The organism is Pareuzebyella sediminis (assembly GCF_008367235.1).
Lineage (GTDB): Bacteria > Bacteroidota > Bacteroidia > Flavobacteriales > Flavobacteriaceae > Pareuzebyella > Pareuzebyella sediminis.
Window position 1 is genome coordinate 176928 of sequence record NZ_VTZS01000005.1, and the last position, 26892, is coordinate 203819.

Here is a 26892-nt window from a genome sequence, read left to right on the forward strand (position 1 = left end):
TTAGAATTATATCCCAAGAGTATGGCCAAATACGTTAAGTGCCTAATTCGCCATGGGCACTTCCATCAGAAGAATTTTGGAATCTTCCATAAAGGAAAAATCGAGGGTATCGGTTTGCCATACGCCAAGGCCATCTCTACGTTGCAAAGACTGACCAGCTACTTTGCACTGACCTTCCAAAAGAAAGATGTAGAGTCCGTTCTCGTTTTCCTTAAAAGTGTAGCTTTCTTGGGCTCCATTGTCGAATTCTCCCATATGAAACCAGGCATTTTGGTGAATCCAAACGCCATCATCGTCAGGGTCGGGCGAAACGATTTGTTGAAATCGATTTTGAAGGCTTGTTTTAGTCAAAGTGATTTGATCGTATTTTGGGGCGACATTCGCTTTATTAGGAATTATCCAAATCTGCAAGAACTTTACTTTTTGATCTTTGCTTTTGTTCTTTTCACTGTGTCTTACACCCGTACCGGCACTCATGGCTTGAATATCTCCTTGTCTGATAATAGCGGTGTTGCCCATGCTGTCCTTATGCTCAAGATCTCCCTCTAAGGGAATTGATATAATTTCCATATTGCTATGCCCATGTGTGCCGAAGCCCATTCCCGGTGAAACCTCGTCATCGTTCAATACCCGAAGTACCCCAAAATTTTCCCGTTCAGGATTATAGTATTGGGCGAAACTGAAGGAATGATAGCTTTTGAGCCACCCATGATCGGCAATACCTCGGGTATCGGCTTTATGTAATATTTTTTTCATTGTGATTGATTTTCTATTTTTTTACTTTTACGCGTATGTGACCTTTTGAATAACTCTTCGGTATAATCCAACAACTCGATGCCCCCGTAATTACCATGGCCGGGAACTACCGTTTTTAAATCTGGATATTTTTGTTTGATCTTTTGAACGGTACGACTCCATTCGAACTCGTTCGCGTCGCTGAGGTTTCCTTTTGATGCCCCTAAGGATTTTACTAAGCATCCACCGAATAGAAGTGATTCGTTGGGAATATAGCTAACTATGTTGTCCATGGTGTGGCCTTCTCCTATAAACTGGTTTATAACGCAGGTGCCACCAACCATGAGTTCATTTTGCATCGCGAAACCCTGTTCTGGCACCGGGTTGCCTTCTTTTCTGGCCAGTTCTAGTGTTCTTTGGTTGGCGTATGAAGGTATGTTTTTTTCATGAAATGCCTCCAAACCCCCGACGCAGTCGTCATGAAAATGGTTGACGACTACGGCGCTAACCTCATGGTTTTTACATTGGGTTATCCAACCGATCAATTCGTTGGAGGTCTCGATATCAATGGGTGTGTCAAATACGATAGCTTCGCCATTATTCATATATATTAGGCCATTGCAAGCTACTTTGCCAAAATCTACTGTATTTAGATAGGAGATATGTATAAAACTGTAATCCGATATCGCAATAATTTTTAATGTCTCTGAACTGTAAGCCCATTCTCTTTCTTGAGACTGACCTAATAGTGGAAAGAGGATAATAAAAAGAATAGCAACTTTTTTGATCATGAGTTCGGCCATTATGGTATGTACCCTATAAAAGTAGCGATAGATTTAGAATAAAATCCAATAGGAGGGGAGATAGACTTATTTTTATTTATAACGCAGATTCAGGGTATCAAATGCCCTTATAGACACGGTGCATAAGATGATTAGTAAAAGTACCTACGAGTGTCACCTATGGGCGGTTTATGGAAAATACAAGGTGGAAAAAATTTAGACAGACATCAACTTTTGATATGGAGTTTTTACATAAAGATGAGTTTTACGCGAAGTACGATTCCAGACCAAAAATGAAGTTGACCTTTCCTGTGGCGCTTGTCGTATCGAAAACCGATTTCAAAGTGTTCATTGATCCGGATGAATTGAATGTTTTAAAAAATGTTGATGAGTTGGTAAAATTGATAGAGGAAAGAAAAACCGCTTAACGATTTGTGGCTTCGAAAAACCTGTGGTTGATGGTATCGATGTAATCCAATAGCTCTTGACGCCCGCTTCCGTGCGCTGACGAAGTAATAAAATAGTGGGGAGCCTCTTCCCAAGCACCTGATAACAACTGCGTGATATAGGCCGAAGTATTTTGCGTGATGACCTTTGGTTTAAGTTTATCGGCCTTGGTAAATACAATACAGAAGGGAATGCCATTTTCGCCGAGCCATTCCATAAACTCCAAATCTATTTTTTGGGGTTCGTGGCGGATATCCACGAGTACAAAGGCACATACCAATTGTTCTCGTTTTTCGAAGTAGTCGGTGATGTATTTTTGAAATGTTTTTCTACTTTTTTTGGAGACCTTGGCGTACCCATAACCCGGCAAATCGACCAGAAACCAATTTTCGTTGATTTTAAAATGATTGATCAGTTGTGTTTTCCCAGGCCGCCCGGAAGTCTTGGCCAGGCTTTTACGTTCGGTGAGCATATTGATCAGGGAAGACTTGCCGACATTAGACCGACCGATAAACGCGTACTCGGGCAAGGGTTCTTTAGGGCACTTGCTTACATCGGTATTGCTAATAATGAAATTTGCTGATTTGATGTTCACCTTAGGTACGTTGCAAATAGGGGTTAATATTGGAGGCTCCCTTAAGAGCATTCAAAAATGGGTTTATGATCTAAAAATGCTTAAAACCCTTTTTTCTCGAGCCATGCATCAAGAATCTCATTGAATTCCTTTGGATGCTCCATCATCGGGGCATGCCCACATTTATCGATCCAGAATAGATCCGAATCGGGCAGCAGCTCATGAAATAACTTGGCAACATCGGGTGGGGTCACCCCGTCGTTCTTTCCCCAGATGATGCATGTTGGAGTTTTCATAGTAGGTAGATCGTTCGCCATATTATGGCGTATGGCACTCTTGGCAATGGCTAGGGTTTTGACGATTTTTTTGCGATCATTGACCGTAGCGAAAACTTCATCGACAATTTCCTTCGTAGCCACGGCAGGGTCATAAAAAACGTTTTCGGCCTTCTTTTTGATGAATTCGTAATCGCCCCTTCTCGGGTAGCCGTCGCCCATGGCACTTTCATAAAGACCTGAACTTCCAGTAATAACTAAAGCCTTGACCATTTTAGGATACATCTTGGTATGTAACAAGCCGATATGGCCCCCGAGCGAGTTTCCTAATAGTATGACGTCTTTAAGCTCTTTATATTCTATGAACGATTCCAAGAATTTCGCAAATTGCTTCACATTGGTCTTGAGCATCGGCATGTCATAAATAGGCAATTCGGGAACCAAAACCTTATATCCTTTTGTAGGAAAGTAATCCGTAACGCCATGGAAATTGCTCAGGCCTCCCATAAGTCCGTGTAAAATGATGATAGGGGTGCCTTCCCCTATCTCGATATACCGATATTTTCCGTCAGTAATTATTTTTTCTTCCATTCAGGATACTTCAAAGTCATTGCGCCAAATATAAACATTTAGTACTAATACGAAGATAGAATACTTATCCGACAACTCGGTCGATTTCGAAATTCCCAAAAAAATCGATCCATTCCTTCTTACCGAAGAAACCAGAAAATAGTACAAACACACACAATTTATCAACAAAGTGGTAAATTGTGGTAAAATGTGGTAATAAAATTTGTAGTTTTGAGTTATAGTACCATAAAAAGAGGGTTTTAAGTGATCAATTTCATTGGAACATATGATTGTAAGGCTGATAGCAAAGGTAGGATAATGATGCCGGTTGCCCTAAAAAATCAGATGTCTCCGATTCTGAACAATGGATTCGTAATCAAAAGATCGGTATTTCAGCCTTGCTTGGAATTGTATCCTATGGAAGAATGGAACTTGTTGATGCAGAAGATGAACAAGAAAAACCGGTTTAAAAAGAAGAACAACGATTTCATCCGTCGGTTTTCCGCAGGAGTGAAAGTAGTGGAGATCGATGCCACTGGGCGGTTATTGATTCCGAAGAACTTGGTCGATATAGCCAATATCGGTAAAGAGGTGGTGTTAAGCTCTGCAATCAATATCATCGAGATATGGGATAAGGATAGTTATGAAAAAGTGCTCGAAGATACGGCGGAAGATTTTGCGGCCTTGGCCGAAGAGGTAATGGGCGATGATGGAGACGATGGGGTCGATGTATCATAATCCGGTGCTTTTGCATGAGTCGGTAGATGGTCTTGACATAAAGCCAAGAGGCGTTTACGTCGACGTTACTTTCGGTGGGGGAGGGCATTCAAAGGAGATATTAAGACGCTTGGGCAAGGAAGGGAGATTGATTGCCTTCGATCAAGATGAAGATGCGCTTGAAAATACGATCGATGATGTTCGCTTTACCTTGATCAACGAGAATTTCAGGTTTATCAAGCAGTATTTGAGGTTCAATGGCATACGAAAAGTGGACGGAATTTTGGCTGATTTCGGAGTTTCCTCCCATCAGTTCGATACAGGGGATCGAGGGTTTTCGACCCGTTTTGAAGCCGGTCTTGATATGAGAATGAGCAAGCGAAATATGATATCGGCACATGACGTGGTCAATACGTATGGTTTTGATGATTTGCGAAAGGTACTCTTTCAGTATGGTGATTTGAGAAATGCCAATGCCATTGCCAACACGATTATCGCCCATAGAGAGCATGCCGAGATAGATACCACGAGGCGGTTAAAAGAAGTGCTCGGTAAATTTTTGCCCAAAGGGCGTGAGCATAAAATATTGGCCCAAATCTATCAGGCTATTCGTATTGAGGTCAATCAAGAGATAGCCGTGATCAAAGAGTTCTTAGGTCAGACGCCTGAGGTGCTGAAAGCGAAGGGAAGGCTGAGTATAATAAGCTATCATTCTTTAGAGGATCGCTTGGTAAAAAGGTTTATAAGGGCAGGTCGCTTTGAAGGGGAGCCGGAAAAGGATTTTTACGGCAACATTGATGTGCCTTTTAAAAAGGTTGGCCCTTTGATCGTACCGTCAAAAGAAGAAGTGCAACGAAATAACCGAGCGCGAAGCGCAAAATTACGTATTGCGGAGCGCATTTAATATAACCAAATAGAATTGTGAAATCGGGATTACTGAACATATTGAAAGGAAAGTTTTTGGTAAGTGGTGATGCGCCTAAAAATTGGCTTTTTATCATATTCATATCCTTTTTGGCGACCGTCATGATCGCAAGTTCCCATAGTGCCGATAAGAAGGTACATCAAATTGCCGCTCTCAACGAAGAGGTAAAGGAATTGCGGAGTGAATTTGTCGACGTCCGTTCTGACGTGCAGCAATTGAAATTGGAGTCTACGGTGATGAAGATCGTTGCGGAGAAAGGACTATATCCTTCAGAAGTTCCTCCCCATCAAATAAAAGTAAAATCAAATCAGATAGAGTAGTGGCGGTCACCGAAAAAAACATATTGACCCGATTGTATTTCGTTGTGGCTTGTCTTTTCCTATTTGCCGGGGCCGTTCTGTTCAAATTGGTGAACATTCAAATGGTACAGGGGGAAAAGTATAAGGCCTTGGCCATGCAACGAACCGAGAAAATGTTCACTATAGCACCTAATCGGGGTAATCTCTACTCTGATGATGGGAGTCTTTTGGCAACCTCTGTATCTCGCTATACCATACGTTTCGATGCGGTTACCGTTAGCGACGCCGATTTTAAAAAATATATCGTGCCCTTGTCCGATGCACTGTCCGGGATGTTAGGGAAATCATCTTCGCACTATCAGCAATTGCTAAGAAAGGCCAAGGTGAACAAGAACCGCTACGCCCTTATCGCGCGTAATCTGGATTATTCGGAATATATGGCGGTAAAAGATTTCCCGCTTTTCAATAAGGGTCCATACAAAGGGGGCTTGATCATTGAGCAGAAAACGGTTCGTGAACATCCCTTAGGTAAAATTGCAGAGCGAAGTGTCGGTTATGAGCGTGTAGATGAAAACGGGTATTACACCCGCGTCGGACTCGAGGGTGCCTTTGGCGAATATTTAAGGGGGGTAGAAGGAAAAAGGCTGAAGCAGAAAATTGCAAATGGTCAGTGGAAGCCGATAGGCTGGGACAATATTGTAGAGCCTAAAGATGGTTACGACGTTATTTCTACGATCAACATCAATATTCAGGATATTGCCCACCACGCCCTCTTGGCCCAGCTTGAAAAATACAAGGCGGACCATGGTTGTGTTATTGTGATGGAAACTGAGACTGGGGAGGTAAAGGCGATTTCGAATTTGGGAAGAACCGAGGGCGGAAAATATTATGAGCGGCTCAATTATGCCATTGGTGAATCGCATGAGCCCGGCTCTACCTTTAAATTGATGTCTTTGATCGCCGCTTTGGAAGACAAAGTTATAGACACCAGCACCGTAATTGATACTGAAAAAGGGTCTTGGCGCATCTATGACCACAGGGTCAAGGACTCAAAATACGGGGGATATGGCAAAATTTCATTGGCCAAGGCTTTTGAGGTTTCTTCAAATACCGCCTTTGCGAAAATGATCCACACGAATTATAAGGATGATCCTGAGAAATATGTAGATCGGCTTTGGCGTATGGGATTACACAAAAAATTAGGCCTTCCTATAAAAGGAGAAGGGGCACCGCTCATTCGGTATCCGGGGGATAAAGGATGGTCAGGCTTGTCTTTGGCCCAAATGGCCTACGGATATGAGGTGTCTATGACGCCCTTGCAAATTTTAGCATTTTACAATGCGGTGGCCAATGATGGTGAAATGGTGAAACCAAGGCTAATAAAAGAGGTGAAAGAGTGGAACACTACCATCGAAAGGTTTGAAAAAGATGTAATAGATCCTGCTATATGTTCCAAGGAAACGATAGCCCAGGTCCGGAAATTATTATCGGATGTAGTCGCTAAAAAGCATGGTACGGGCCATAGGCTATACTCCCCGAATTTTTCAATGGCCGGCAAGACAGGTACGGCGCAAAAGAATTATGCCTCGAAAGACCCCGATAAGCTCAGGTATATTTCTACGTTCGCGGGATATTTTCCAGTGGATGACCCGAAGTACTCATGTATTGTGGTTATTCATGAGCCTGATAAAAGTGTTGGATACTACGGAGCCGATGTGTCCGGCCCGGTTTTCAAATCCATAGCGCAGAAGGTATACGCAACATCGCCACTGATCGACGAGATCGATATGCAAGACATGAAATATGAGAAAGGTGAGAATGCCTTTCAACAATATTATGCCGAGGCACAAAAGAAATATAGCAAAGTGCCAAATGTGAAAGGTATGAGTGGTATGGATGCCATTTCAATATTGGAAAACCTAGGGCTTCAGGTCGAAGTCAGGGGAAATGGAAAAGTGAAAGAACAGTCAATATCGCAAGGTACCGATATCAAAAAAGTACGTAAAATAATTCTCCAACTATCTTGAAACTGCTAAAAGATATATTATATGGTGCCGGACTGAACGCTGTAAACGGTTCGACCGATGTATTGGTTAATGCCATCCATTTCGATTCAAGAAAAGTGGGTATGGACGATGTATTCATAGCCATAAAGGGAACCCTGACCGATGGCCATCTATATATTCAAAAAGCGATCGATTCAGGAGCCAAGGCTATCGTTTGCGAAACGTTACCGGAGCAGATAATCAATGGTGTCACTTATGTAGAGGTGGAAGATGGTCATACGGCTCTGGCGATCATGGCCTCCAACTACTATGGCAATCCTTCCAAAAACTTGAAGTTGATCGGCGTCACGGGTACCAATGGTAAAACTACGGTCAGCAGCTTACTATACCAGCTCTTTAAAAAAGCGGGGTATAAGGTAGGGCTGTTGTCGACGATTAAAATTTTGGTAGATGAAAAAGCCTACGCTACCAGTCATACCACTCCAGATGCCCTGGTCATTAACGAGCATTTGTATTTAATGAACGAGGCAGGGGTCGAATACTGTTTTATGGAGGTAAGTTCGCATGGTATCCATCAAAAAAGAACCCAAGGCTTACATTTTGAGGGTGCTATTTTTACGAATCTTTCCCACGATCATCTCGACTATCATAAGACGTTTGCCGAATATCGGGATACCAAAAAGAAACTGTTCGATGAACTTCCGAAAAGAGCTTTTGCACTGACCAATGGCGACGATAAAAATGGGAATATCATGGTGCAGAACACCAAGGCCAGAAAATATACATACGCCCTAAAAACCTATGCGGATTACCGAGGTCGAGTGTTGGAAAACCAGCTTTCCGGCCAACTACTCAAGATAAACGATCATGAGGTCTGGTCTAAACTTATTGGCTATTTCAACGCCTATAACATGTTGGCAATCTATGCGACGGCCGATTTGTTGGGATTGGAAACCATGGAAACCTTACGGTTGTTGAGCGGACTTGAGACCGTAGATGGGCGTTTCCAGTACTTTATTTCTGAAAAGAAGATAACCGCGATAGTCGATTATGCCCATACACCTGATGCCCTTAAAAATGTGCTGGAAACAATAGGCACCCTACGAACGGGAAACGAAAAGGTCATCACCGTAGTTGGGTGTGGTGGGGATAGGGATCATACGAAACGGCCTATCATGGGGCATATCGCTTCCGAAATGAGTACTCAAGCGATTTTCACCTCCGACAATCCCCGAAGCGAGTCACCAAAGGCTATCATAGAGGCGATGGAGGCCGGTGTGGAGCCACAGAATATGAAGAAGATACTTGCGATTGAAAATAGGCAACAAGCCATAAAGACAGCCTGTTCAATGGCAGATGAAAGCGATATAATCCTCGTGGCGGGGAAAGGGCACGAGACCTATCAGGAGACCAATGGAAAACGAATTGATTTTGATGACTTTAAAATAGTGAAGGAACTTTTGCGCAGTATGAACAAATAAATAGCAAAGGAAGAAAAAGACCACGATAAAGATTAGAAACAAGAAACCCGGAAAATGTTATACTACTTATTTGAATTTTTGGAGAACAAATACCAATTGCCGGGGGCGAGCCTGTTTCAGTTTATGACCTTTCGTGCCGCCATGGCTATTTTATTTTCATTGCTTATCGCTACTGTTTATGGTAAACGCATTATAGTATTTCTACAAAACAAACAGATAGGCGAAAGTATTCGTGATTTAGGCCTTGAGGGCCAGAAGCAAAAGGCAGGCACCCCTACCATGGGTGGGCTGATTATTATCATGTCTACTTTGATTCCGGTATTGCTTTTCGCCAGACTAGAAAATATTTACATCCTATTGCTCATTATGACCACCTTGTGGATGGGTTTTATCGGCTTTGCCGATGACTATATCAAGGTTTTTAAAAAAGACAAGGAAGGGCTCAAGGGAAGGTTTAAGATTATGGGCCAGGTGGTTTTGGGGCTTGCGGTTGGGGCTACCCTTTATTTTCACCCCGAAGTGACCATGAAAGAAGATAATAAAAGCACGATTACGCAGCAATTCATGGTGAAGGATGTGGAGGGGCGGGAAATAAAATCTACCAGTACTACGGTTCCTTTTTTCAAGAACAATGAGTTCGACTATGGCGATATTATCGGATGGGCGGGGGAGAACGCAAGAAACTACGCCTGGTTGATCTTTATTCCAGTAGTTATTTTAATCGTTACGGCGGTATCGAACGGGGCCAATTTGACTGACGGTATCGACGGTCTGGCCGCCGGCACTTCTGCAATCATCGTTTTTGCCCTCGGCATATTCGCATGGGTTTCCGGGAATATTATTTTTTCGGATTATCTCGATATCATGTTTATACCGAATTCGGGCGAGGTGGTCGTTTTCATTACCTCGTTGGTAGGAGCCTTAGTCGGGTTTTTATGGTACAATGCATACCCGGCCCAAGTCTTTATGGGCGATACGGGAAGCTTGACCATTGGGGGCGTAATTGCAGTGATTGCCATTATCGTACGAAAGGAATTGCTGATACCTATACTGTGTGGCATCTTTTTCGCCGAATCGCTCTCCGTAATGATACAGGTGGGCTATTTTAAATACACACGCAAAAAATTCGGGGAAGGGAGACGCATTTTTCTGATGTCTCCCTTACACCATCATTATCAGGTGAAAGGGTATCATGAAAGCAAAATCGTTACGCGATTCTGGATTGTTGGCATATTACTGGCCATAATTACCATAGTAACCCTTAAGGTGCGATAAGATGAAAAGATTAGTGGTCTTGGGGGGTGGTGAAAGTGGTGTGGGTACGGCCATTTTGGGGAAAAAGCAAGGGTATGAAGTTTTTGTGTCCGATAAGGGCAAGATAAAGGATACCTATAAAGACGTTCTTAAGCATTTTGAAATTGATTGGGAAGATCAACAGCACACGGAAGCTCAAGTACTGAATGCAGATTTGGTCATGAAAAGTCCCGGTATTCCCGACAAGGTCGCATTGGTTGAAACATTGCATCAAAAAGGTGTTCCGGTAATTTCCGAAATCGAATTTGCTTCCCGGTATACCGATGCCACTTTGATAGGCATAACCGGCAGTAACGGGAAGACCACGACGACCATGCTGACCCATCATTTACTTCAAAATGGGGGGTTGCACGTCGGTATGGCCGGAAACATTGGGGATAGCTACGCCAAGATGGTGGCCGAAAACGATTTTGATTTCTATGTACTTGAAATCAGTAGCTTTCAATTGGACGGAATTGAAAAATTTAGACCCCACATCGCTATTTTGACCAATATAACCCCAGATCATTTAGATCGCTATGAATATCGGTTTGAGAATTATATAGCCTCGAAGTTCCGAATCGCCGAGAACCAGACCGAGGAAGACTTTTTCATTTATGATTCCGATGATCCTGTCATCGTTGATTGGCTTGAATCGCATCCCATTAAATCAAAATTGCTGCCCTTTTCAATTCAAAAGGAATTGGAAGAAGGCGCCTTTATAAAAAACGACAAAATAATATTGAAACTAACTAACGAGACACTGGAAATGAAAACGGATACTTTAGCACTGGAAGGAAAACACAATGTAAAGAATACCATGGCCGCCATGACAGCGGCCAAATTGGTAAGCATCAGAAAGGAGTCGATACGTGAGAGTATCGCCAACTTTCAAGGAGCACCACATCGGCTAGAGAAGGTGTTGAAAATTGGCCATGTACAGTACATCAACGATTCAAAGGCAACAAATGTCAATTCCGTTTTCTATGCCTTGGATAGCGTAAAGACCCCCATTGTATGGATAGCCGGTGGTCAGGATAAGGGCAACGATTACAAAGAATTGATGCCTTTGGTACGTGAGAAGGTAAAGGCTATTGTCTGTTTGGGGTTGGATAATGAAAAACTCAAATACGCTTTTGGTAACGTGGTTGACCTTATGGTCGAAACCTTTGCCATGGAGGAAGCCGTCAAAGTGGCCTATAAAATTGCAGAACGTGGCGATACGGTACTGTTATCACCGGCATGTGCCAGTTTTGACCTTTTTGAAAACTATGAAGATCGTGGTAACCAATTTAAAAATGCGATAAAGAACCTTTAGTCAAGTGAAAGCACTCTTTCAAAATATAAGTGGGGATAAAGCCATTTGGGCCGTTGTGGCACTTTTGGGACTTTTCTCGTTTTTACCTGTATATAGCGCGAGCAGTAATTTGGTCTATGTGGTCGGTAACGGAACTACCTTCGGTCACTTGATCAAGCACGCCATGCTATTGTTTCTTGGTTTTGGTATTATTTATGGCGTACACAGAATACCGACCCACTTTTTTAAGGGTCTGTCATTAATAGCCATGCCGATAGTATTGATTCTATTGGCCTTCACTTTGGCGCAGGGTACTACGATCGATGGGGCGAATGCAAGCCGCTGGATCAATATACCTTTTGTAGGTGGATTTCAACCTTCAAATCTTGCGGCGGTGGTTTTGATGATTTACGTAGCGCGTTATTTATCAAAGGTCAGAGATGTAAAGGTGACTTTCAAAGAAAGCTTTCTACCGCTTTGGGTGCCTGTATTTTTAGTGGTAGCCCTTATTTTACCCGCTAACTTTTCGACCTCGGCCATAATTTTTTCAATGGTCTTATTACTGTGTTTTTTAGGAGGGTATCCTATTAAATATCTATTGGGAATAATAGGTTCAGGGGTGATATGCTTGGCACTCTTTGTACTAACCGTCAAAGCAATACCGGATTTGTTTCCGAATCGTGTCGATACCTGGATGAGCAGAATAGAAAGCTTTGCGAACCCAGAGGATACCGAGGCAAACTACCAAATAGAAAAGGCGAAAATTGCGATTGCAACAGGGGGTATCTTAGGTAAGGGTGCGGGTAAGAGCATTCAGAAGAATTTTCTTCCCCAGAGCTCTTCTGATTTTATTTATGCCATAATCGTTGAAGAATATGGTTTGGTTGGAGGGTTTGCCTTAATGTTTTTTTACCTGTTTCTATTGTTCCGAATCATGGTTGTGGCCAATGGTAGCACTTCAATTTTCGGAAAGTTATTGGTGCTTGGGGTGGGGCTCCCTATTATTTTTCAGGCCCTCATCAATATGGCAGTCGCGGTTGAGCTCTTTCCCGTCACAGGGCAGAACCTGCCGCTGGTCAGTAGGGGAGGAACAAGTATTTGGATGACCTGTTTGGCCATCGGTATCATACTTAGTGCGAGCAATAAAGAAAAAGTTGTCGAATCGAACGATGCGATAATCGATGAGCATAACCCTTTAGAGATTTTAAGTGGCCAGTTATAGATTCATACTTTCAGGAGGCGGTACGGGTGGACATATTTATCCGGCCATTGCCATAGCCGACGAATTGAAAAGGAGGCATCCGGATGCCGAGTTTTTGTTTGTCGGGGCAAAGGATCGAATGGAAATGGAAAAAGTACCCCACGCCGGTTATAAAATCGAAGGGTTGTGGATTACAGGGTTGCAGCGGAAACTGACCCTGAAGAACTTGATGTTTCCTTTAAAAGTATTGAGTAGTTTGATGAGAGCCAGTAAGATCGTAAGAAATTTTAAACCTGATGTGGTAATCGGTACAGGGGGGTTCGCTAGTGGACCGGTACTATACACGGCAGCGAGCAAAGGGATACCCTGTGTAGTACAGGAGCAGAACTCATTCGCGGGTATTACTAATAAATTATTAAGGAACAAGGTGCGCAAAATATGTGTGGCCTACGAGGGAATGGATAAATTTTTTCCGACGCATAAAATCGTGAAGACGGGTAACCCCGTGCGGGGAGATTTGGTGGTAATGAATACCGACAAAGAGACGGCCTTAAAATTCTTTGACCTTGATGCGAATAGACCTACCCTATTGGTTTTAGGGGGTAGTCTAGGTGCACGGCGCATAAATCAACTCATAGCTCAAGAGCTTGATTATTTTGAAAAATTAGGGATGCAGTTGATTTGGCAATGTGGCAAGTTGTATATCGAGGAGTACCGTAAATTCGAATCGGAGCACGTTAAGGTTTTTGATTTTTTGAACCGAATGGACTACGCCTATGCGGCGGGAGATATCATAATTTCAAGGGCCGGGGCAGGTTCTGTATCTGAGCTTTGTATTGTTGGGAAACCGGTGATATTTATTCCTTCCCCTAATGTGGCCGAAGATCATCAGACTAAAAATGCCGAAGCGCTGGTCGCTGAGAACGCAGCGCTCATGTTGAAGGAAACGGTTTTAGAAGAGCAGTTTGAGGAGGTGTTTTCAAATTTATTCGAGAATAAGGGTCAACAAAAGGAACTTGCGACCCATATAAAAAGAATGGCCTTGCCCAATGCAACGGGCGATATCGTCGATGAAATAGAAACACTGATACGCAAAGGATAAGAGTAGAATCTAATGAGAATAATTAACGCTTAAAAGCATAACGGTTGAACTTAAAAACAATAAATAGCGTCTTTTTTATCGGCATCGGAGGCATAGGTATGTCGGCCTTGGCGCGTTATTTTAAGTTCATTGGTAAAAATGTAGCCGGCTATGACAAGACCCAAACACCCCTTACCGAGGCATTGGTAGCTATGGATATCGAAGTGCATTACGAAGATTGTATCGATGAGGTTTCACCGGCCTATCGGGATGCGGCCAGTACGTTGGTGGTATATACACCGGCGGTACCCATTGACCATTCGGAGTATCAGTATTTTTTGAATCGTGACTTTGAGATAAAAAAGCGTTCCGAAGTTTTGGGATTGATTACCAAAGATACCTTTTGCCTTGCCGTGGCGGGTACGCATGGTAAGACGACGACTTCCAGTATTTTGGCACATTTGCTCAAAGAGAACAGCGTGTCGTTTACAGCTTTCTTGGGCGGTATTTCTGAAGATTTCAATAGCAACTTTGTTTTTGAGGGAACCGAATACTCAGTGGTAGAAGCCGATGAGTTCGATCGATCGTTCTTGCGTTTGTTCCCAGATGTGGCCTGTATAACCTCCATGGATGCCGATCATTTAGACATTTACGGAAATGAGGCTGAGATTAAAAAGGGATTTAAAGAGTTTGCAAGCAGAATAAGCGCTGACGGAAAACTGTTTGTACGGAATGGGCTGCCGTTAGACGGTATTACTTATGGAATTGGTGACGATGCAACCTACTGTATTGAAAACCTAACAATAGAAGGAGGTACCTATATTTTTGATGTGATCACACCGAATACATCGATAAAGGGTGTCAAGTTCAATAAGCCGGGAAAACACAATCTTTTAAATGCACTGGTCGCATTGGCGATGGCTGCACAGACGAATATTCCTGTAACCGACCTTGCCAAGGCACTCGAAACCTTTAAAGGGGTACAGCGTAGGTTTTCTTATAAAATAAGGAAAGAGAACTTTGTGTTTATTGACGATTATGCCCATCATCCTACTGAAATCGATGCTGTGTATCAGGCGGTTTCCGAAATGCACCCCAATAAAAAAACGCTGGTTATTTTTCAACCCCACCTGTATTCGCGAACTAGGGATTTTGTAAATGCTTTCGCCGAAAGCCTTGCGAAATTTGAGGGTATTTTACTATTGAACATTTACCCGGCCAGGGAAAAGCCCATAGAAGGAGTGACTTCGGAGTGGTTGTTGGGAAAAATCAAGAATCCTAACAAAAAATGTATTGAAAAGTCCGATATCATGAATGAAATAAAACAACAAAACCCTGAAGTGCTAATTACTATGGGAGCGGGTGATATTGGTCTAGAAGTGGAAAAAATTATAAAAGAGCTTGAACATGCGTATTAATTGGAACTTTTTAAAACTTATGGCCCTATTGCTGGTAGTGGTCGGCTTATATGCTTTTTCTAACCAAAGAAACCAGCATAAGAGGGTCGATGGAATAGCTATAGAATTTGTGGGAGATCAGAATTTGTATATCACCCAGAGTACGGTTAATAAATTGTTAATACAAAAATTCGGTAGCCTTAAAAATGTGCCCAAAGAAAAATTAGTTTTGAATACTATGGAGAAGGCCATTGAGGCCAACAAAATGGTAAAAAGTGCCCAAGTGTATCTTACCGTAAACGGTAAACTTGCGTCGAAAATCGTTCAACGCAAGCCAATCGGACGTATAGAAGGGGATTCTAAATTTTACCTTGATGATGAAGGGAAACGCATGCCATTATCAATGAGCTATTCCGCCCGTGTGCCAATAATTACGGGTAAGGTTACAGGCGAAAGCCTAGAAGATGTCTATGAAATTTTGAACTATATCAACCAAGATGAGTTCCTGAGAAAAAATGTGATCGGTATTCACATTGCTGATCTGAAACATTATCAACTGCGTTTTCGAACGAACCAATTTGTGGTGAACCTTGGAGCCGTTGACCATCTGGAAGAAAAGTTTAAAAATTTTAAGGCCTTTTACGCCAAGGCGAACAAAGATAAGACCTTGAACAAGTATGACATGGTAAGCCTGGAGTTTAACAATCAAGTAGTGTGTAGCAAAATTTAAGATATGGAAGTAGGTAATTATTCGGTAGGATTGGATATTGGAACCACCAAAATTGTGGCCATCATCGGAAAGAAGAACGAATATGGCAAAATAGAGGTTTTGGGTACCGGCAAATCTAAAAGTTTAGGCGTGCATCGCGGTGTGGTCAATAACATTACCCAGACCATAAAATCGATCCAACAGGCCGTTGAAGGTGCAGAAGCCGATTCAGGGCTAAAAATAGGCTCTGTCGTGGTCGGTATTGCAGGGCAACATATTCGAAGTTTACACCATAGCGATTATATTACTCGGGCCGATTCCGAAGAGGTAATCAACGATGAAGATCTCGATAAGCTATGCAATCAGGTCTATAAACTTGTAATGCTTCCTGGTGAAGAGATCATACATGTGCTTCCCCAAGAATATAAAGTGGATGGCCAAGCAGAAATAAAAGAGCCTATCGGTATGTACGGGGGCAGGCTGGAAGCCAATTTCCATGTCGTCGTAGGTCAGGTGTCTTCCATTAAAAATGTAGGCCGATGCATCAAAAGTGCAGGTCTTGATTTGGCCAATATTACTTTGGAACCCCTAGCTTCTTCAGATGCCGTTTTGAGCAAGGAAGAAAAGGAAGCGGGCGTTGCGCTTATTGATATAGGTGGAGGTACGACCGATTTGGCGATTTTTAAAGATGGTATCATCCGTCATACGGCGGTCATACCCTTTGGTGGTGGGGTGATTACCGAAGATATCAAGGAAGGTTGCTCCATTATCGAAAAACAGGCGGAGCTTTTGAAAATTAAGTTCGGTTCCGCATGGCCTGGTGAAAATAAAGACAACGAGATTGTATCCATCCCCGGGTTGCGCGGTAGGGAACCTAAAGAAATAACCTTAAAGAACCTTTCAAAAATTATTCATGCCAGGGTGGTGGAAATTATAGAGCAGGTGTATACCGAGATAAAGAATTATGGCCATGAAGAACAAAAAAAGAAGCTCATTGCAGGCATCGTTCTGACCGGTGGAGGAAGCCAGCTGAAACACCTCAAGCAATTGGTAGAATACATCACTGGTATGGATACCAGGATCGGTTACCCCAATGAGCATTTGGCAGGAGATTCCCAGACCGAAATCGCGAGTCCCCTATACGCTACGGCAGTAGGTTTGTTGATGAACGCCGTGTCGAATCAAGACAAAGCCAAACAGACGAAAGGCCAAATGGAAATCGAAGAAAAGGAGTTGGTTCCGGCAGGTCATGAAGAAAAGTCGCAACGGAATACAGAACCCCAAAAACAAAGAAAATCGGTATTTGACAAATGGTCTGAAAAATTAAAGGACTTTTTGGATAATGCAGAATAAAATACAACACAATTAAAAAGTAACCAGTAATTAAAAAAATACTATGAGTAACAGCACGGAATTTGAGGGTATATCATTTGACCTCCCCAAGAATCAGAGTAATGTAATCAAGGTGATCGGCGTCGGTGGCGGTGGTAGTAATGCCATAAACCACATGTTTCAGTCGGGCATTAACGGTGTCGATTTCGTAATCTGCAATACAGATTCCCAGGCACTTAACAATAGTCCGGTACCGATTAAGATTCAATTGGGTGTATCGTTGACCGAAGGATTGGGTGCTGGTGCCAACCCTGAGGTTGGGGAGCAGGCCGCTTTGGAGAGTATGGAAGAGATCAAACAGATGTTGGCCACAACGACCAAGATGATTTTTATTACGGCCGGAATGGGCGGGGGAACGGGTACTGGTGCCGCTCCTGTAATCGCCAGACAAGCAAAGGAACTAGACGTGCTTACCGTGGGTATCGTCACCATGCCCTTTGAATTCGAGGGCAAGATGCGCTGTGAACAGGCACGTATCGGTATAGAAAAATTACGGGCCAATGTCGATTCGTTGATCGTGATCAATAACAACAAACTTCGCGAAGTTTATGGCAATCTCGGATTTAAAGCTGGGTTTTCAAAAGCGGATGAAGTGCTCTCTACTGCAGCACGGGGTATTGCGGAGGTAATAACGCATCATTACACACAGAACATCGACTTGCGAGATGCCAAGACCGTACTTTCCAATAGTGGAACGGCCATTATGGGCTCGGCGGTGTCGACCGGATCGGGTAGGGCGAATGAAGCTATTACGAAGGCTCTTGACTCGCCTTTGCTGAACGACAACAAAATAAATGGGGCGAAAAACGTATTGCTGCTTATCGTGTCCGGAAGTCAGGAAATTACTATAGATGAAATCGGAGAGATCAATGATCATATTCAGGCCGAGGCAGGTCACGGTGCGAATATAATCATGGGGGTAGGCGAAGACGAAGATTTGGGAGAGGCCATAGCCGTAACAGTCATCGCAACCGGTTTCAACGTCGACCAACAGAATGAAATTGTGAATACCGAGGCCAAGAAAATCATCCATACGCTCGAAGATGAGCAAAAGGCCCAGCAAGATTTGACGTCCAGAAGTTTTCCAAAGCCTCAACCGGAAGCAAAGCCGGTCATCAAGCATACCTTGATAGAGGATGAGGAAGAAGAGTTGGGTATGGATCTGATTCCCACCACCAGCTATATTAAAAATTTTAACGTGTTTTACGAAGAGGTAATCGAAAAAGCGGAAGAGAAGAAAGAGATTTTTGAGGACGATTTTGTGATTATAGACGTAAGGGATGCCATCAATGATATCGAGGTTGTTGATCCGATAACCGTCAGTTATGATAGCACCTTAAAGGAAGAGCAAATGGCCATGAGTTTTGATATGCCGTTGGCCAAGAATGAAGATGCGGAAGAAGAAGCGCATGAGAATGTCATTACGTTTAGCCTTGATGATGAGGTAAAGGATATCGACGTAAAGAATCCTGTCGAAGTGATACCGGTATTGGAGTACAATAAACGAGGGGAGAAGCGCTATAGTCTCGATGACTATATGGAGTTGGAAAATAGGCTCGACCAGGCAAAACCCCAAGTAGCGCCACAAGAGCCTAAATTGGTGCAGCAGAAAGTCTCGGAACAGCGTCCGTCTGAAAGTTCGAATGTACCCGAGTCCGCCACGGGCAAAGTAGACCCGATGAACAGCCCCATTGAGGAACTGCTTAAGGAGCGTGCAGATGAGCGTCGAAGAAAATTGAAAGATTTCAATTATAAGTTCAAGAACAGCGTAGGCAGTGTCGAGGAAATCGAGAAAGAACCGGCCTATAAGCGTCAAGGTATCGATTTAAACCCGAATCCAAGGGAAGAAAGTAAAGTGTCAAGAACGACTTTAGGCGAAGATAGCAACGACGAGATTCAGTTGCGATCCAATAATTCTTTTTTGCACGACAATGTGGACTGAAACCTACTATTAAACCCACAATCTTTTGTTTTAAACCCGAAGAAAATTAGTTTTTTTTCGGGTTTATTTTTTATCTTCGCACTCCTAAATAAAAAGTAGAATGAGCTTGCAGCAACGGGTAATGGAAGATATGAAAACGGCCATGAAGTCTAAGGACAAGGTGGCGTTGGAATCGTTGCGAGCCATTAAGTCCGCCTTGTTGTTAGCCCAGACAGAAAAGGGTCCTGCTACGACATTGAGCGAGGAAGATGAGATTAAACTGGTGCAAAAGCTGGTCAAACAACGAAAAGACAGTGCCGCTATTTTCAAGCAACAGGGTAGGGAAGACCTGGCAGGTCCCGAACTGGCCCAAGTGGCGGTGATCGAAAAGTTCTTACCTGAACAATTGACCGAAGCCGAAATCGAGAAAGTTGTAGTGCAGACCATTGATGCCACAGGTGCATCGGGCATGAAAGATATGGGAAAGGTGATGGGTATCGTCTCGAAAGAACTTGCGGGACAAGCGGATGGCAAGACCATATCGGTGATCGTTAAACGGAAATTGGCAGAATGATTTGCCAGTTCTAGGTAGTGGAAGTATTTTTACATACTGATTTTATTTAAAAAATAAAGGCCCCGTGGCGCAACTGAATAGCGCATCAGATTTCGGCTCTGAGGGTTGCAGGTTTGAATCCTGCCGGGGTCACGAATAAACCAAAAAGCTTCACGTCAAATCAAGTGTACTTGAATTTGAGAGTGGGGCTTTTTGGTTTTCAAAGCGGAGCTTTGTGAGGATCAACGCGCGTAGCGGAGTTAATCCCTGCTGTCCTTGCCCTTTGGCGGTTTGTGCCCTACTTGAATTTGAGAGTGGGGCTTTTTGGTTTTCAAAGCGGAGCTTTGTGAGGATCAACTCGCGTAGCGGAGATAAATCCAGCTGTCCTTGCCCTTTGGCGGTTTGTGCCCTACTTGAATTTGAAAATGAGACTTTTTGAGCGCCAAACGGTTTCCCTTTGTCGCTAAAAGATTTTTAAATTGGAGGTGCGGGGAAAATCAGAAGCTATAAGATAATATTTTTGAATATTTAGGCTACATATGTAGTTGAAATAGGTATTAGATTCTGGTATATTTGAAAATATCACAGGAATAAAGTGGGGAATATTAAAATATAAAATAATGGCGTACCCGGTGGCCTTTCAGGGTCGCACCAGCTTCTCCGGTTTATTAGGTCGTCTAACAGCAAAAAAAGCTATTTTGATGAATTTGACATTTAAAATAAACATGGCCTGTTTTCATCGTTTACTTCCGAATAGGGTATATAAAGATATATTTTACAGCGATATAAAAAAGTTGTCATTCGTTATAAATAAACCTATTTGAAGATTATAACTTGAAATTGCAATGGAGCATTAAGAAATAAGTTTGAGACCTTATTGGACTTCTAAGCCGAAAGTTAATTGCGTGCCAGTCACTCAATGCGCATATCCGGTACGTTGGTAACAACGAAATAAAAACAAAACAGATTGGAACACTTAAATCAAGATATAGAAAATCACTACCGCAAGGAAGGGCTTTATGAAGATATTGTGAATCGCTTGAAAGAGCAAGGTATTGACCTAAAAGGGGTAGAAAGATGTGATATTGCTGGTGTTGACGAGTTTCATGTAAGAGGAGCGGCGGTATCGAAAGAACTTGCTGCAAGTATAGATATAGAAGGCGCTGCAGTTTTGGATGTAGGTTGTGGACTAGGAGGCCCATGTCGGATGCTTGCTGACGAATATAATTGTCGAACTACAGGAATAGACCTTAGTAGCGAATATATTAGAACAGCAAAAGAACTTTCTAAACTGGTTAAGTTAGATAGTAAGACTTCATTTGTACACGGAGATGCTACAAACCTTCCATTTGAGGATAATAGCTTTGATGTGGTTTGGACACAACATGCCCAAATGAACATTCCATACAAAGAAAAGCTTTACTCAGAAATAAGTCGAGTTCTTAAACCAGAGGGATATTTTCTTTATTATGACATTTTCAAAAAAGAAGAGGGAGAAGTCAAATACCCTATGCCATGGGCAAGTACAGCAGACATGAGTTTTCTTTTCAAAGAAACTGAAATGAATGATTTTTTAACCCAATTTGGTTTAACTAGAGAACAATCTTATGACCAAACCCAAGCCGGAATTGATTTTTTCAATTCACTCGTTGCTAAATTGAAAGAATTTGGACCACCAAAAATAGGATTAAATGTTCTTATGGGAGAAACTACTAAGCCGAAACTAATGAATCTGCTAGAACACTTAAAGAGTAATAAATTGGAGCTAAAAAGTGGGGTTTATAAAAAATAAACTGTAGCTACAAAATGTAAAAACATATTTTACACGAACCGTTACCAATCATATAGAAATCAACAGTATGTATAAAAATATTATAATAGTACTCCTTTTGCTAATGGGGATTAATCAGGTGAAATCACAAGATGTTGGACAAATTGTAATAGGCACAAAACATTCTCTTAAGTCTAACATCTTAAATGAAGACAGAGAGTATTGGATTAGTCTTCCTGATTCATATAATGATAAAGTATCATCACACAAGAGATATCCGGTGCTTATTGTACTTGATGGAAATACGCACTTTAAGTCCATATCAGGAATTGTAAACTACATGAGCTCAGATCGGTATGGAAGCCGGACAATTCCAGAAATGATCGTGGTTGCTATTCAAAATGTCGATAGAAGAAGAGATTACACGCCAGACAAAGTCATTACAGTTAGAGAGAACAATACAGGCGGTGGAGATAGATTTCTTAGCTTTTTGGAAGAGGAGCTTTTACCTGAGTTGGATCAAAAATTTAGAACTGAATCCTATCGAATACTTTTTGGGCATTCTTTGGGAGGTTTGTTGGCCACTCATGCATATATGAAAGAAAATACACTTTTCAATTCATTTATTGCGGTGGATCCAAGTTTTGGAACATGGGATTCAGAAACCATGGATAAAAAGTTAGATTCCCTGACGGAACGATCATTTGAACGGTTCATTTACATTGCCACTGCCAATTGGGGTAAAAGAAATATCAGAAATCGCGATCGACATGTACGATTATATGAATCATTGAATAGTAGATGTAAAGGTGAATTACCTGCAAAATTAGAATACTTCGAAAATGAAGATCATAGCTCCGTTCCGATCATTGCTTTTCATAACGGAATCTCCGCAATTTTTGAAGGCTATGGAATTTCCTATCGTGATGTGAAAGATAAAGAGCAACTAACCAGACATTTTCAAACACTTTCGGAACGACTTTCATGGGATTTTCAACCTCCCGAGTATCTTGTAAACCGATTAGGTTATCGCATGCTACAAAGTGGAAATGATAAAGACAAATCCAATGCGTTGGAATTTTTCATCTTGAATGCGGAAAATTACCCTGAGTCATCTAATTCCTATGATAGCTTGGGAGAAGCTTATGAAACATTAGGTAATACTCAAAAAGCAATCGAAAATTATAAAAAATCTCTTGAACTAAACGCTGGTAATGAACATGCCAGAATGAAAATAAAACAGTTGAGCAAGAGCGAATAAATACGATGGGTAACATTGGCTATACATAATGTGGAAAAAAGTGCTGCTATGACAGTAAATACCCTAAATAAACAAATCGGTAATCGGAAAGTGCAAAGCCTTGAAAATCCACACTGTATATACCCGATATCGCTGTGGCCAATTATGACCCGTCCTGAAATAGGTATACAACAATCAGCAATTTGAATACATCTACACTTTTGAGTCGCTATAATTTTGCTTCAGAATTGATTCTAAAACTTTAAAAGAATTATAAATGAGCAAAACCATATTAATCACAGGAGCATCATCGGGAATTGGAAAAGCAACAGCCCAAAAGTTTCAAGCAAAAGGATGGAATGTAATTGCTACAATGCGTAGTCCTGAGAAAGAAAATGAACTAACATCACTAGAAAATGTTTTAGTAACCAAACTGGATGTTCAAGATTTAACAAGTATTGCAAGTGCCATTGACGAAGGAATTGACAAGTTTGGAAAAATTGATGTTGTTCTTAATAATGCTGGATACGGTATATTGGGAACTTTTGAATCTGTAGCCAGAGAAAATGTTTCGAGACAGTTTGATGTAAACGTACTTGGTCTCTTTGATGTAACAAGGGCTGTATTGCCGCATTTTAGAAAAAATAAAGACGGAATGTTCATCAATATTTCCTCAGTTGGCGGTAAAACAACCTTTCCAATGATGCAACTTTACCATGCTACAAAATTTGCTGTTGAAGGTTTTTCTGAATCTTTACAATACGAATTGGAACCCATTGGCGTAAAAGTAAAAATAGTAGAACCGGGCAGCATAAAAACAGATTTTTCAGGGCGTTCGATGGATTTTCAGCACAATGAAGAATTAGCGGAATACAACGAATTTACATCAGGAGTGATGAATACTTTTAACAAATTAATGAGTTCTGAAAACAGGAACAGCCCAGCACTGGTAGCAGATGTAATTTACGATGCCGCGACTGACGGAACGAACACGCTAAGATATGTCGCGGGTCCGGATGCCGTACATCTATTGGAAGCTAGAAAAAAAATGAATGATGCAGAGTTTCTGAGTATGATGAAAACAAACCTAAACATTCAATAAGAAATAGAAAAGCACACTTTCATCTCTTAAGTGTGCTTTTTTTTGCAAAAATTAGCCCCTTGAAAGATTTTATAAAAATAGAAACCATATCGGAAATTCATCGGTTTTTAGGCTTGGCAAAGCCAAAACATCCGCTTGTTTCAGTATACCGAATGGGTGGTGCTATAAATAATTTGAAAGTTGACAATTTCAGGTATTCAATAGGTTTATATCAAATAAGCTTCAAAGATAATTGCGCTTTTACCATTGTAAACTACGGTAGAAACTCATATGACTATCAGGATGGTACATTGATTTTTATAGCACCCAACCAAGTAATGGAGTTTAAAAAAGCCGAAAAAGGCGAAGTTAGCCATGGTTGGACCTTAGCTTTTCATCCAGATTTGATTCGAAAATCAGAACTAGGAAAGAAAATTGAACAATATTCATTCTTTTCCTATGCTTCAAACGAAGCCTTGCACGTATCCGATGAAGAACGAAAAACAGTTGCAGAAATTACTGAGAAAATCGAGAAAGAAATCAGTAATAATATTGACGAACATAGTCAAACCTTGATAATTTCAAATATAGAGTTGCTGTTGAATTATTGCGTTCGTTTTTATGACCGACAATTTTACACGAGAACAAATTTAAATCAGGATATTTCGAGTCGGTTCGAACAATTGATAAAAGATTATTACCACCAAGAAAAGCAATTGGAATTTGGAATTCCGACAGTTCAATATTGCGGGGAAGCACTGAATATGTCGTCTAAATATTTAAGCGATTTATTGCGAAAAGAAACAGGACAAAGCACTCAAGACCATATTCATCAATACGTTATAGAAAAAGCAAAAAACAGACTATTGAATTCTAACGAAAGCGCCAGCGAAATCGCTTATGCGTTAGGTTTTGAATACCCACAGTACTTTAGTAAAATCTTTAAAAAGAAAACAACTATGAGTCCAATAGAATTTAGAAAAACCCTGAATTAAGCCTGTTTTACAAAATGAAAATAGTATCAAAAGTAGTAATGATGGTGTTGCTCAGTTGGACAATGGTAATGTTAGTTTGGGGATTGAGCGGTTTTTTTGAATATTTCTCAGGCATTAAGCCTTTGATACACCTACAGAATTCTGCTTATCCAAGGACCGTACAGTTTGTCCATTGGTTGTTGATAACGCTTACAGGAGGAGCATTTGTATTAGGGTATTTCCTAAAATGGAAATGGACACCGTTTGTTATGGTAATGCTTTTCTCCAACCTCGCTGTATTGTGCACCATACAAACCTTCGACTTTATGTCTGAACAATGGAGTTATACGGCATATAGTACTGAAATTGTTTTGTATGTTTTACTTTCAGCATTTTTATTGTTTTCATCACTTTCAAAATCGCATTTTAAGCACAGAATTTAAAGTATGCAAGATGTACTTATTACAGGAGCTTCAGGTATGATTGGAAATATCATATTGGAAGAATGCTTGTCATCTTCAAGAATAAATAAGGTCATATCTTTAGTTCGTAGGACATCGAACCATGAACATACTAAGTTAGAAGAAGAAATTATTGAAGATTTTACAGCTTACGACAACCATAGGGATTTGTTCAAGAATATAGATAGTGCCTTTTTCTGTATTGGAGTTTATACCGGTAGTGTTTCAGATAAATTATTCAAGGAAATTACGGTAGACTATGCCGTTCATTTTGCAAAAATGCTAAAAGAACATAGTCCCAACGCAAAACTCTGTCTTCTCAGTGGAGCGGGAGCCGACCGAACTGAAAAAAGCAAGACTTCATTTGCGCTTTACAAGGGAATGGCTGAAAATCAAATTGATAAATTAGCCTTGGAATTTTACGCCATCCGCCCAGGGTATATTTATCCGGTTGAGCCAAGAAAAGAGCCAAATTTGATGTATGGTATGATGCGAAAACTTTACCCTATCCTAAGACTTTTAGGAAGTAACTTTAGCATTAAATCGATTGAATTGGGAAAAGCAATGTATGAAATAGGAATAAATGGGGCGGACAAAAAAATACTAGAGAATAAAGACCTGATTCATCATTTAAAAGAACAAAGTGAAAGGGAATAAACAGCAGAAATTAATTAAAAAACAGATTTTAAAGATAAACCCAGCGCCTAACAAAGAACTGAGTTAAAAACTAGTTTTTTTAGTTTCCACACATAATTCTCATCGAAGGGCAGCCCAGATCTTGCAATGACAAATTCCTGTTTCAACCACTTGTCCGATACCGCAATCAAGGCCATTTTCTTACTTTTTCCCTTGGCCAGGGCCCTCATATTTCCCTGGACCCCTTGTTATACATGCATGCCGAAAAAGCACACAAAAACAACAGATTTCACAATTTTCTGTTACCTACCTTACTTATCCTGCTCTTGCCCCTTACAGCGCTCCGGGAACCTCACATAGCCGGAGTAATACCTACGTAGTTACATAATTGGGCCGTATTCTCGAATTTGGTAAAGCCATCCGTCAATATGATCATCAATGTGACGATCCTGTCCCCCCGGTCCCGGTAGGCTCTTTAGATCGGAAAGCTGTTTTTCCCGGGTAACTTGACGAACGAAAGCCAGCGTCCATTAAGTGATTCGAGCTCCCTGTCGACTATTTGTAGGGCCCGTTTTAAAGGCTTATGGACCACTTTTGAAGGTACGGCCAACACTTTCTGGCCATGAAGCTTGTTCTTTATAGGGGTACGTTGTTGTAGATAAATATTCATTAAGGCCAATAATTTAAGGCTCTCGGCCTGTAGAGCACCTTTACCGTCATAACGGCGAAACCCATTGGCTCGGGCGTATTCCCGAATGGCTCTGGCATCGCTCTTATCGCTATTTATATGGGCCAGTTTCATCGGTACAAAACGTTTTACGGACAAGGGATTTACTACGGACATTTTGATGCCGGAACCATAAAGGAACTGTGGCGGTAGATATTGGTCGTACCCCGTAGCTACCATTACCACCAAGTCTTCCCCGCTTAACAGCTATAGGGATTGCCCGAAACCTTTTGCGGAATTGTGAAACTGATGGTGATCTCCATTTGGGCCCTCAACATCGAATACATCCTGACTCATATCCACGCCATGGATTTTACTATCTTTAGTCATGAGAAAATGTTTTGGAA

At 41.5% G+C, this 26892-nt stretch carries 25 protein-coding genes, 1 tRNA gene and 1 pseudogene; 22 read left to right on the forward strand and 5 right to left on the reverse strand.

Annotated features, from left to right (window positions below; genetic code table 11):
* Positions 1–42: 42 nt before the first annotated feature.
* Together F2B13_RS16950 and bla are read right to left on the reverse strand one after the other, a co-directional pair.
* A complete protein-coding gene (locus F2B13_RS16950; RefSeq protein WP_149277305.1) occupies positions 43–756 on the reverse strand; it encodes a pirin family protein in 714 nt (237 codons plus the stop codon).
* The gene (gene bla, locus F2B13_RS16955) at positions 753–1526 is read right to left on the reverse strand and encodes a subclass B1 metallo-beta-lactamase (protein ID WP_149277306.1); all 774 of its coding nucleotides are present in this window, start codon (positions 1524–1526) and stop codon (positions 753–755) included. The genes F2B13_RS16950 and bla overlap by 4 nt, the downstream gene beginning before the upstream one ends.
* 182 nt (positions 1527–1708) lie before the next feature.
* Between bla and F2B13_RS16960 the strand changes: the two genes are divergently transcribed.
* Positions 1709–1945 (forward strand): hypothetical protein, encoded by a 237-nt coding sequence (locus tag F2B13_RS16960; protein ID WP_149277307.1) that lies wholly within the window; start codon positions 1709–1711, stop codon positions 1943–1945.
* Here the strand turns inward: F2B13_RS16960 and yihA are convergent.
* The gene (gene yihA / locus F2B13_RS16965) at positions 1942–2559 is read right to left on the reverse strand and encodes a ribosome biogenesis GTP-binding protein YihA/YsxC (RefSeq protein WP_149277489.1); all 618 of its coding nucleotides are present in this window, start codon (positions 2557–2559) and stop codon (positions 1942–1944) included. The genes F2B13_RS16960 and yihA overlap by 4 nt on opposite strands.
* Positions 2560–2639: 80 nt before the next feature.
* Positions 2640–3404, reverse strand: a complete 765-nt coding sequence (locus F2B13_RS16970) for an alpha/beta fold hydrolase (RefSeq protein WP_149277308.1) — start codon at positions 3402–3404, stop codon at positions 2640–2642.
* Between the two features lie 243 nt (positions 3405–3647).
* Between F2B13_RS16970 and mraZ the strand changes: the two genes are divergently transcribed.
* From mraZ to F2B13_RS17075, 21 genes are all read left to right on the forward strand, one after another.
* On the forward strand, positions 3648–4121 hold the full coding sequence (gene mraZ / locus F2B13_RS16975) for a division/cell wall cluster transcriptional repressor MraZ (RefSeq protein WP_149277309.1): 474 nt from the start codon (positions 3648–3650) through the stop codon (positions 4119–4121).
* The gene (gene rsmH / locus F2B13_RS16980; protein WP_232625258.1) at positions 4090–5004 is read left to right on the forward strand and encodes a 16S rRNA (cytosine(1402)-N(4))-methyltransferase RsmH; all 915 of its coding nucleotides are present in this window, start codon (positions 4090–4092) and stop codon (positions 5002–5004) included. The genes mraZ and rsmH overlap by 32 nt, the downstream gene beginning before the upstream one ends.
* A 17-nt stretch (positions 5005–5021) precedes the next feature.
* On the forward strand, positions 5022–5345 hold the full coding sequence (locus F2B13_RS16985) for an FtsL-like putative cell division protein (protein ID WP_149277310.1): 324 nt from the start codon (positions 5022–5024) through the stop codon (positions 5343–5345).
* The gene (locus tag F2B13_RS16990) at positions 5345–7351 is read left to right on the forward strand and encodes a penicillin-binding protein (protein WP_149277311.1); all 2007 of its coding nucleotides are present in this window, start codon (positions 5345–5347) and stop codon (positions 7349–7351) included. The genes F2B13_RS16985 and F2B13_RS16990 overlap by 1 nt, the downstream gene beginning before the upstream one ends.
* Positions 7348–8811 carry a UDP-N-acetylmuramoyl-L-alanyl-D-glutamate--2,6-diaminopimelate ligase gene (locus F2B13_RS16995; RefSeq protein WP_149277312.1) on the forward strand — a complete coding sequence of 488 codons (1464 nt, stop codon included), beginning with the start codon at positions 7348–7350 and terminating at the stop codon, positions 8809–8811. The genes F2B13_RS16990 and F2B13_RS16995 overlap by 4 nt, the downstream gene beginning before the upstream one ends.
* Positions 8812–8865: 54 nt before the next feature.
* A complete protein-coding gene (mraY, locus tag F2B13_RS17000; RefSeq protein WP_149277313.1) occupies positions 8866–10086 on the forward strand; it encodes a phospho-N-acetylmuramoyl-pentapeptide-transferase in 1221 nt (406 codons plus the stop codon).
* A gap of 1 nt (position 10087) precedes the next feature.
* A complete protein-coding gene (gene murD, locus F2B13_RS17005; protein WP_149304712.1) occupies positions 10088–11422 on the forward strand; it encodes a UDP-N-acetylmuramoyl-L-alanine--D-glutamate ligase in 1335 nt (444 codons plus the stop codon).
* Positions 11423–11426: 4 nt separating this feature from the next.
* On the forward strand, positions 11427–12623 hold the full coding sequence (locus F2B13_RS17010; RefSeq protein WP_149304713.1) for an FtsW/RodA/SpoVE family cell cycle protein: 1197 nt from the start codon (positions 11427–11429) through the stop codon (positions 12621–12623).
* A complete protein-coding gene (gene murG / locus F2B13_RS17015) occupies positions 12610–13704 on the forward strand; it encodes an undecaprenyldiphospho-muramoylpentapeptide beta-N-acetylglucosaminyltransferase (protein WP_149304714.1) in 1095 nt (364 codons plus the stop codon). Before F2B13_RS17010 ends, murG begins: the two co-directional genes overlap by 14 nt.
* A 44-nt stretch (positions 13705–13748) precedes the next feature.
* Positions 13749–15101, forward strand: a complete 1353-nt coding sequence (murC, locus tag F2B13_RS17020) for a UDP-N-acetylmuramate--L-alanine ligase (protein ID WP_149304715.1) — start codon at positions 13749–13751, stop codon at positions 15099–15101.
* Positions 15091–15810: a cell division protein FtsQ/DivIB gene (locus F2B13_RS17025; RefSeq protein WP_149304716.1), complete on the forward strand. Its 720-nt coding sequence runs from the start codon at positions 15091–15093 to the stop codon at positions 15808–15810. The genes murC and F2B13_RS17025 overlap by 11 nt, the downstream gene beginning before the upstream one ends.
* A 3-nt stretch (positions 15811–15813) precedes the next feature.
* Positions 15814–17142, forward strand: coding sequence for a cell division protein FtsA (gene ftsA / locus F2B13_RS17030; protein ID WP_149304717.1), 1329 nt, complete (start codon positions 15814–15816; stop codon positions 17140–17142).
* A gap of 43 nt (positions 17143–17185) precedes the next feature.
* Complete coding sequence (gene ftsZ / locus F2B13_RS17035) at positions 17186–19123, forward strand: cell division protein FtsZ (protein WP_149304718.1); 1938 nt, start codon at positions 17186–17188, stop codon at positions 19121–19123.
* 100 nt (positions 19124–19223) lie between these two features.
* On the forward strand, positions 19224–19676 hold the full coding sequence (locus F2B13_RS17040; RefSeq protein WP_149277321.1) for a GatB/YqeY domain-containing protein: 453 nt from the start codon (positions 19224–19226) through the stop codon (positions 19674–19676).
* Positions 19677–19734: 58 nt separating this feature from the next.
* Positions 19735–19808 (forward strand) — tRNA-Arg (locus tag F2B13_RS17045).
* A gap of 814 nt (positions 19809–20622) precedes the next feature.
* Positions 20623–21447: a class I SAM-dependent methyltransferase gene (locus tag F2B13_RS17050; RefSeq protein ID WP_149304719.1), complete on the forward strand. Its 825-nt coding sequence runs from the start codon at positions 20623–20625 to the stop codon at positions 21445–21447.
* 67 nt (positions 21448–21514) lie between these two features.
* Entirely contained in the window at positions 21515–22687 is a 1173-nt protein-coding gene (locus tag F2B13_RS17055) for an alpha/beta hydrolase-fold protein (protein WP_149304720.1), read from the forward strand.
* Positions 22688–22943: 256 nt separating this feature from the next.
* Positions 22944–23768: an SDR family oxidoreductase gene (locus F2B13_RS17060; protein WP_149304721.1), complete on the forward strand. Its 825-nt coding sequence runs from the start codon at positions 22944–22946 to the stop codon at positions 23766–23768.
* A gap of 59 nt (positions 23769–23827) precedes the next feature.
* Complete coding sequence (locus tag F2B13_RS17065; protein WP_149304722.1) at positions 23828–24742, forward strand: helix-turn-helix domain-containing protein; 915 nt, start codon at positions 23828–23830, stop codon at positions 24740–24742.
* Between the two features lie 14 nt (positions 24743–24756).
* Positions 24757–25164: a hypothetical protein gene (locus tag F2B13_RS17070; RefSeq protein WP_149304723.1), complete on the forward strand. Its 408-nt coding sequence runs from the start codon at positions 24757–24759 to the stop codon at positions 25162–25164.
* 3 nt (positions 25165–25167) lie between these two features.
* The gene (locus F2B13_RS17075; protein ID WP_149304724.1) at positions 25168–25839 is read left to right on the forward strand and encodes an SDR family oxidoreductase; all 672 of its coding nucleotides are present in this window, start codon (positions 25168–25170) and stop codon (positions 25837–25839) included.
* 47 nt (positions 25840–25886) lie between these two features.
* On the opposite strand, the pseudogene F2B13_RS20840 reads toward F2B13_RS17075, so the two are convergent.
* Positions 25887–26875, reverse strand: a pseudogene (locus F2B13_RS20840) (transposase).
* Positions 26876–26892: the final 17 nt, after the last annotated feature.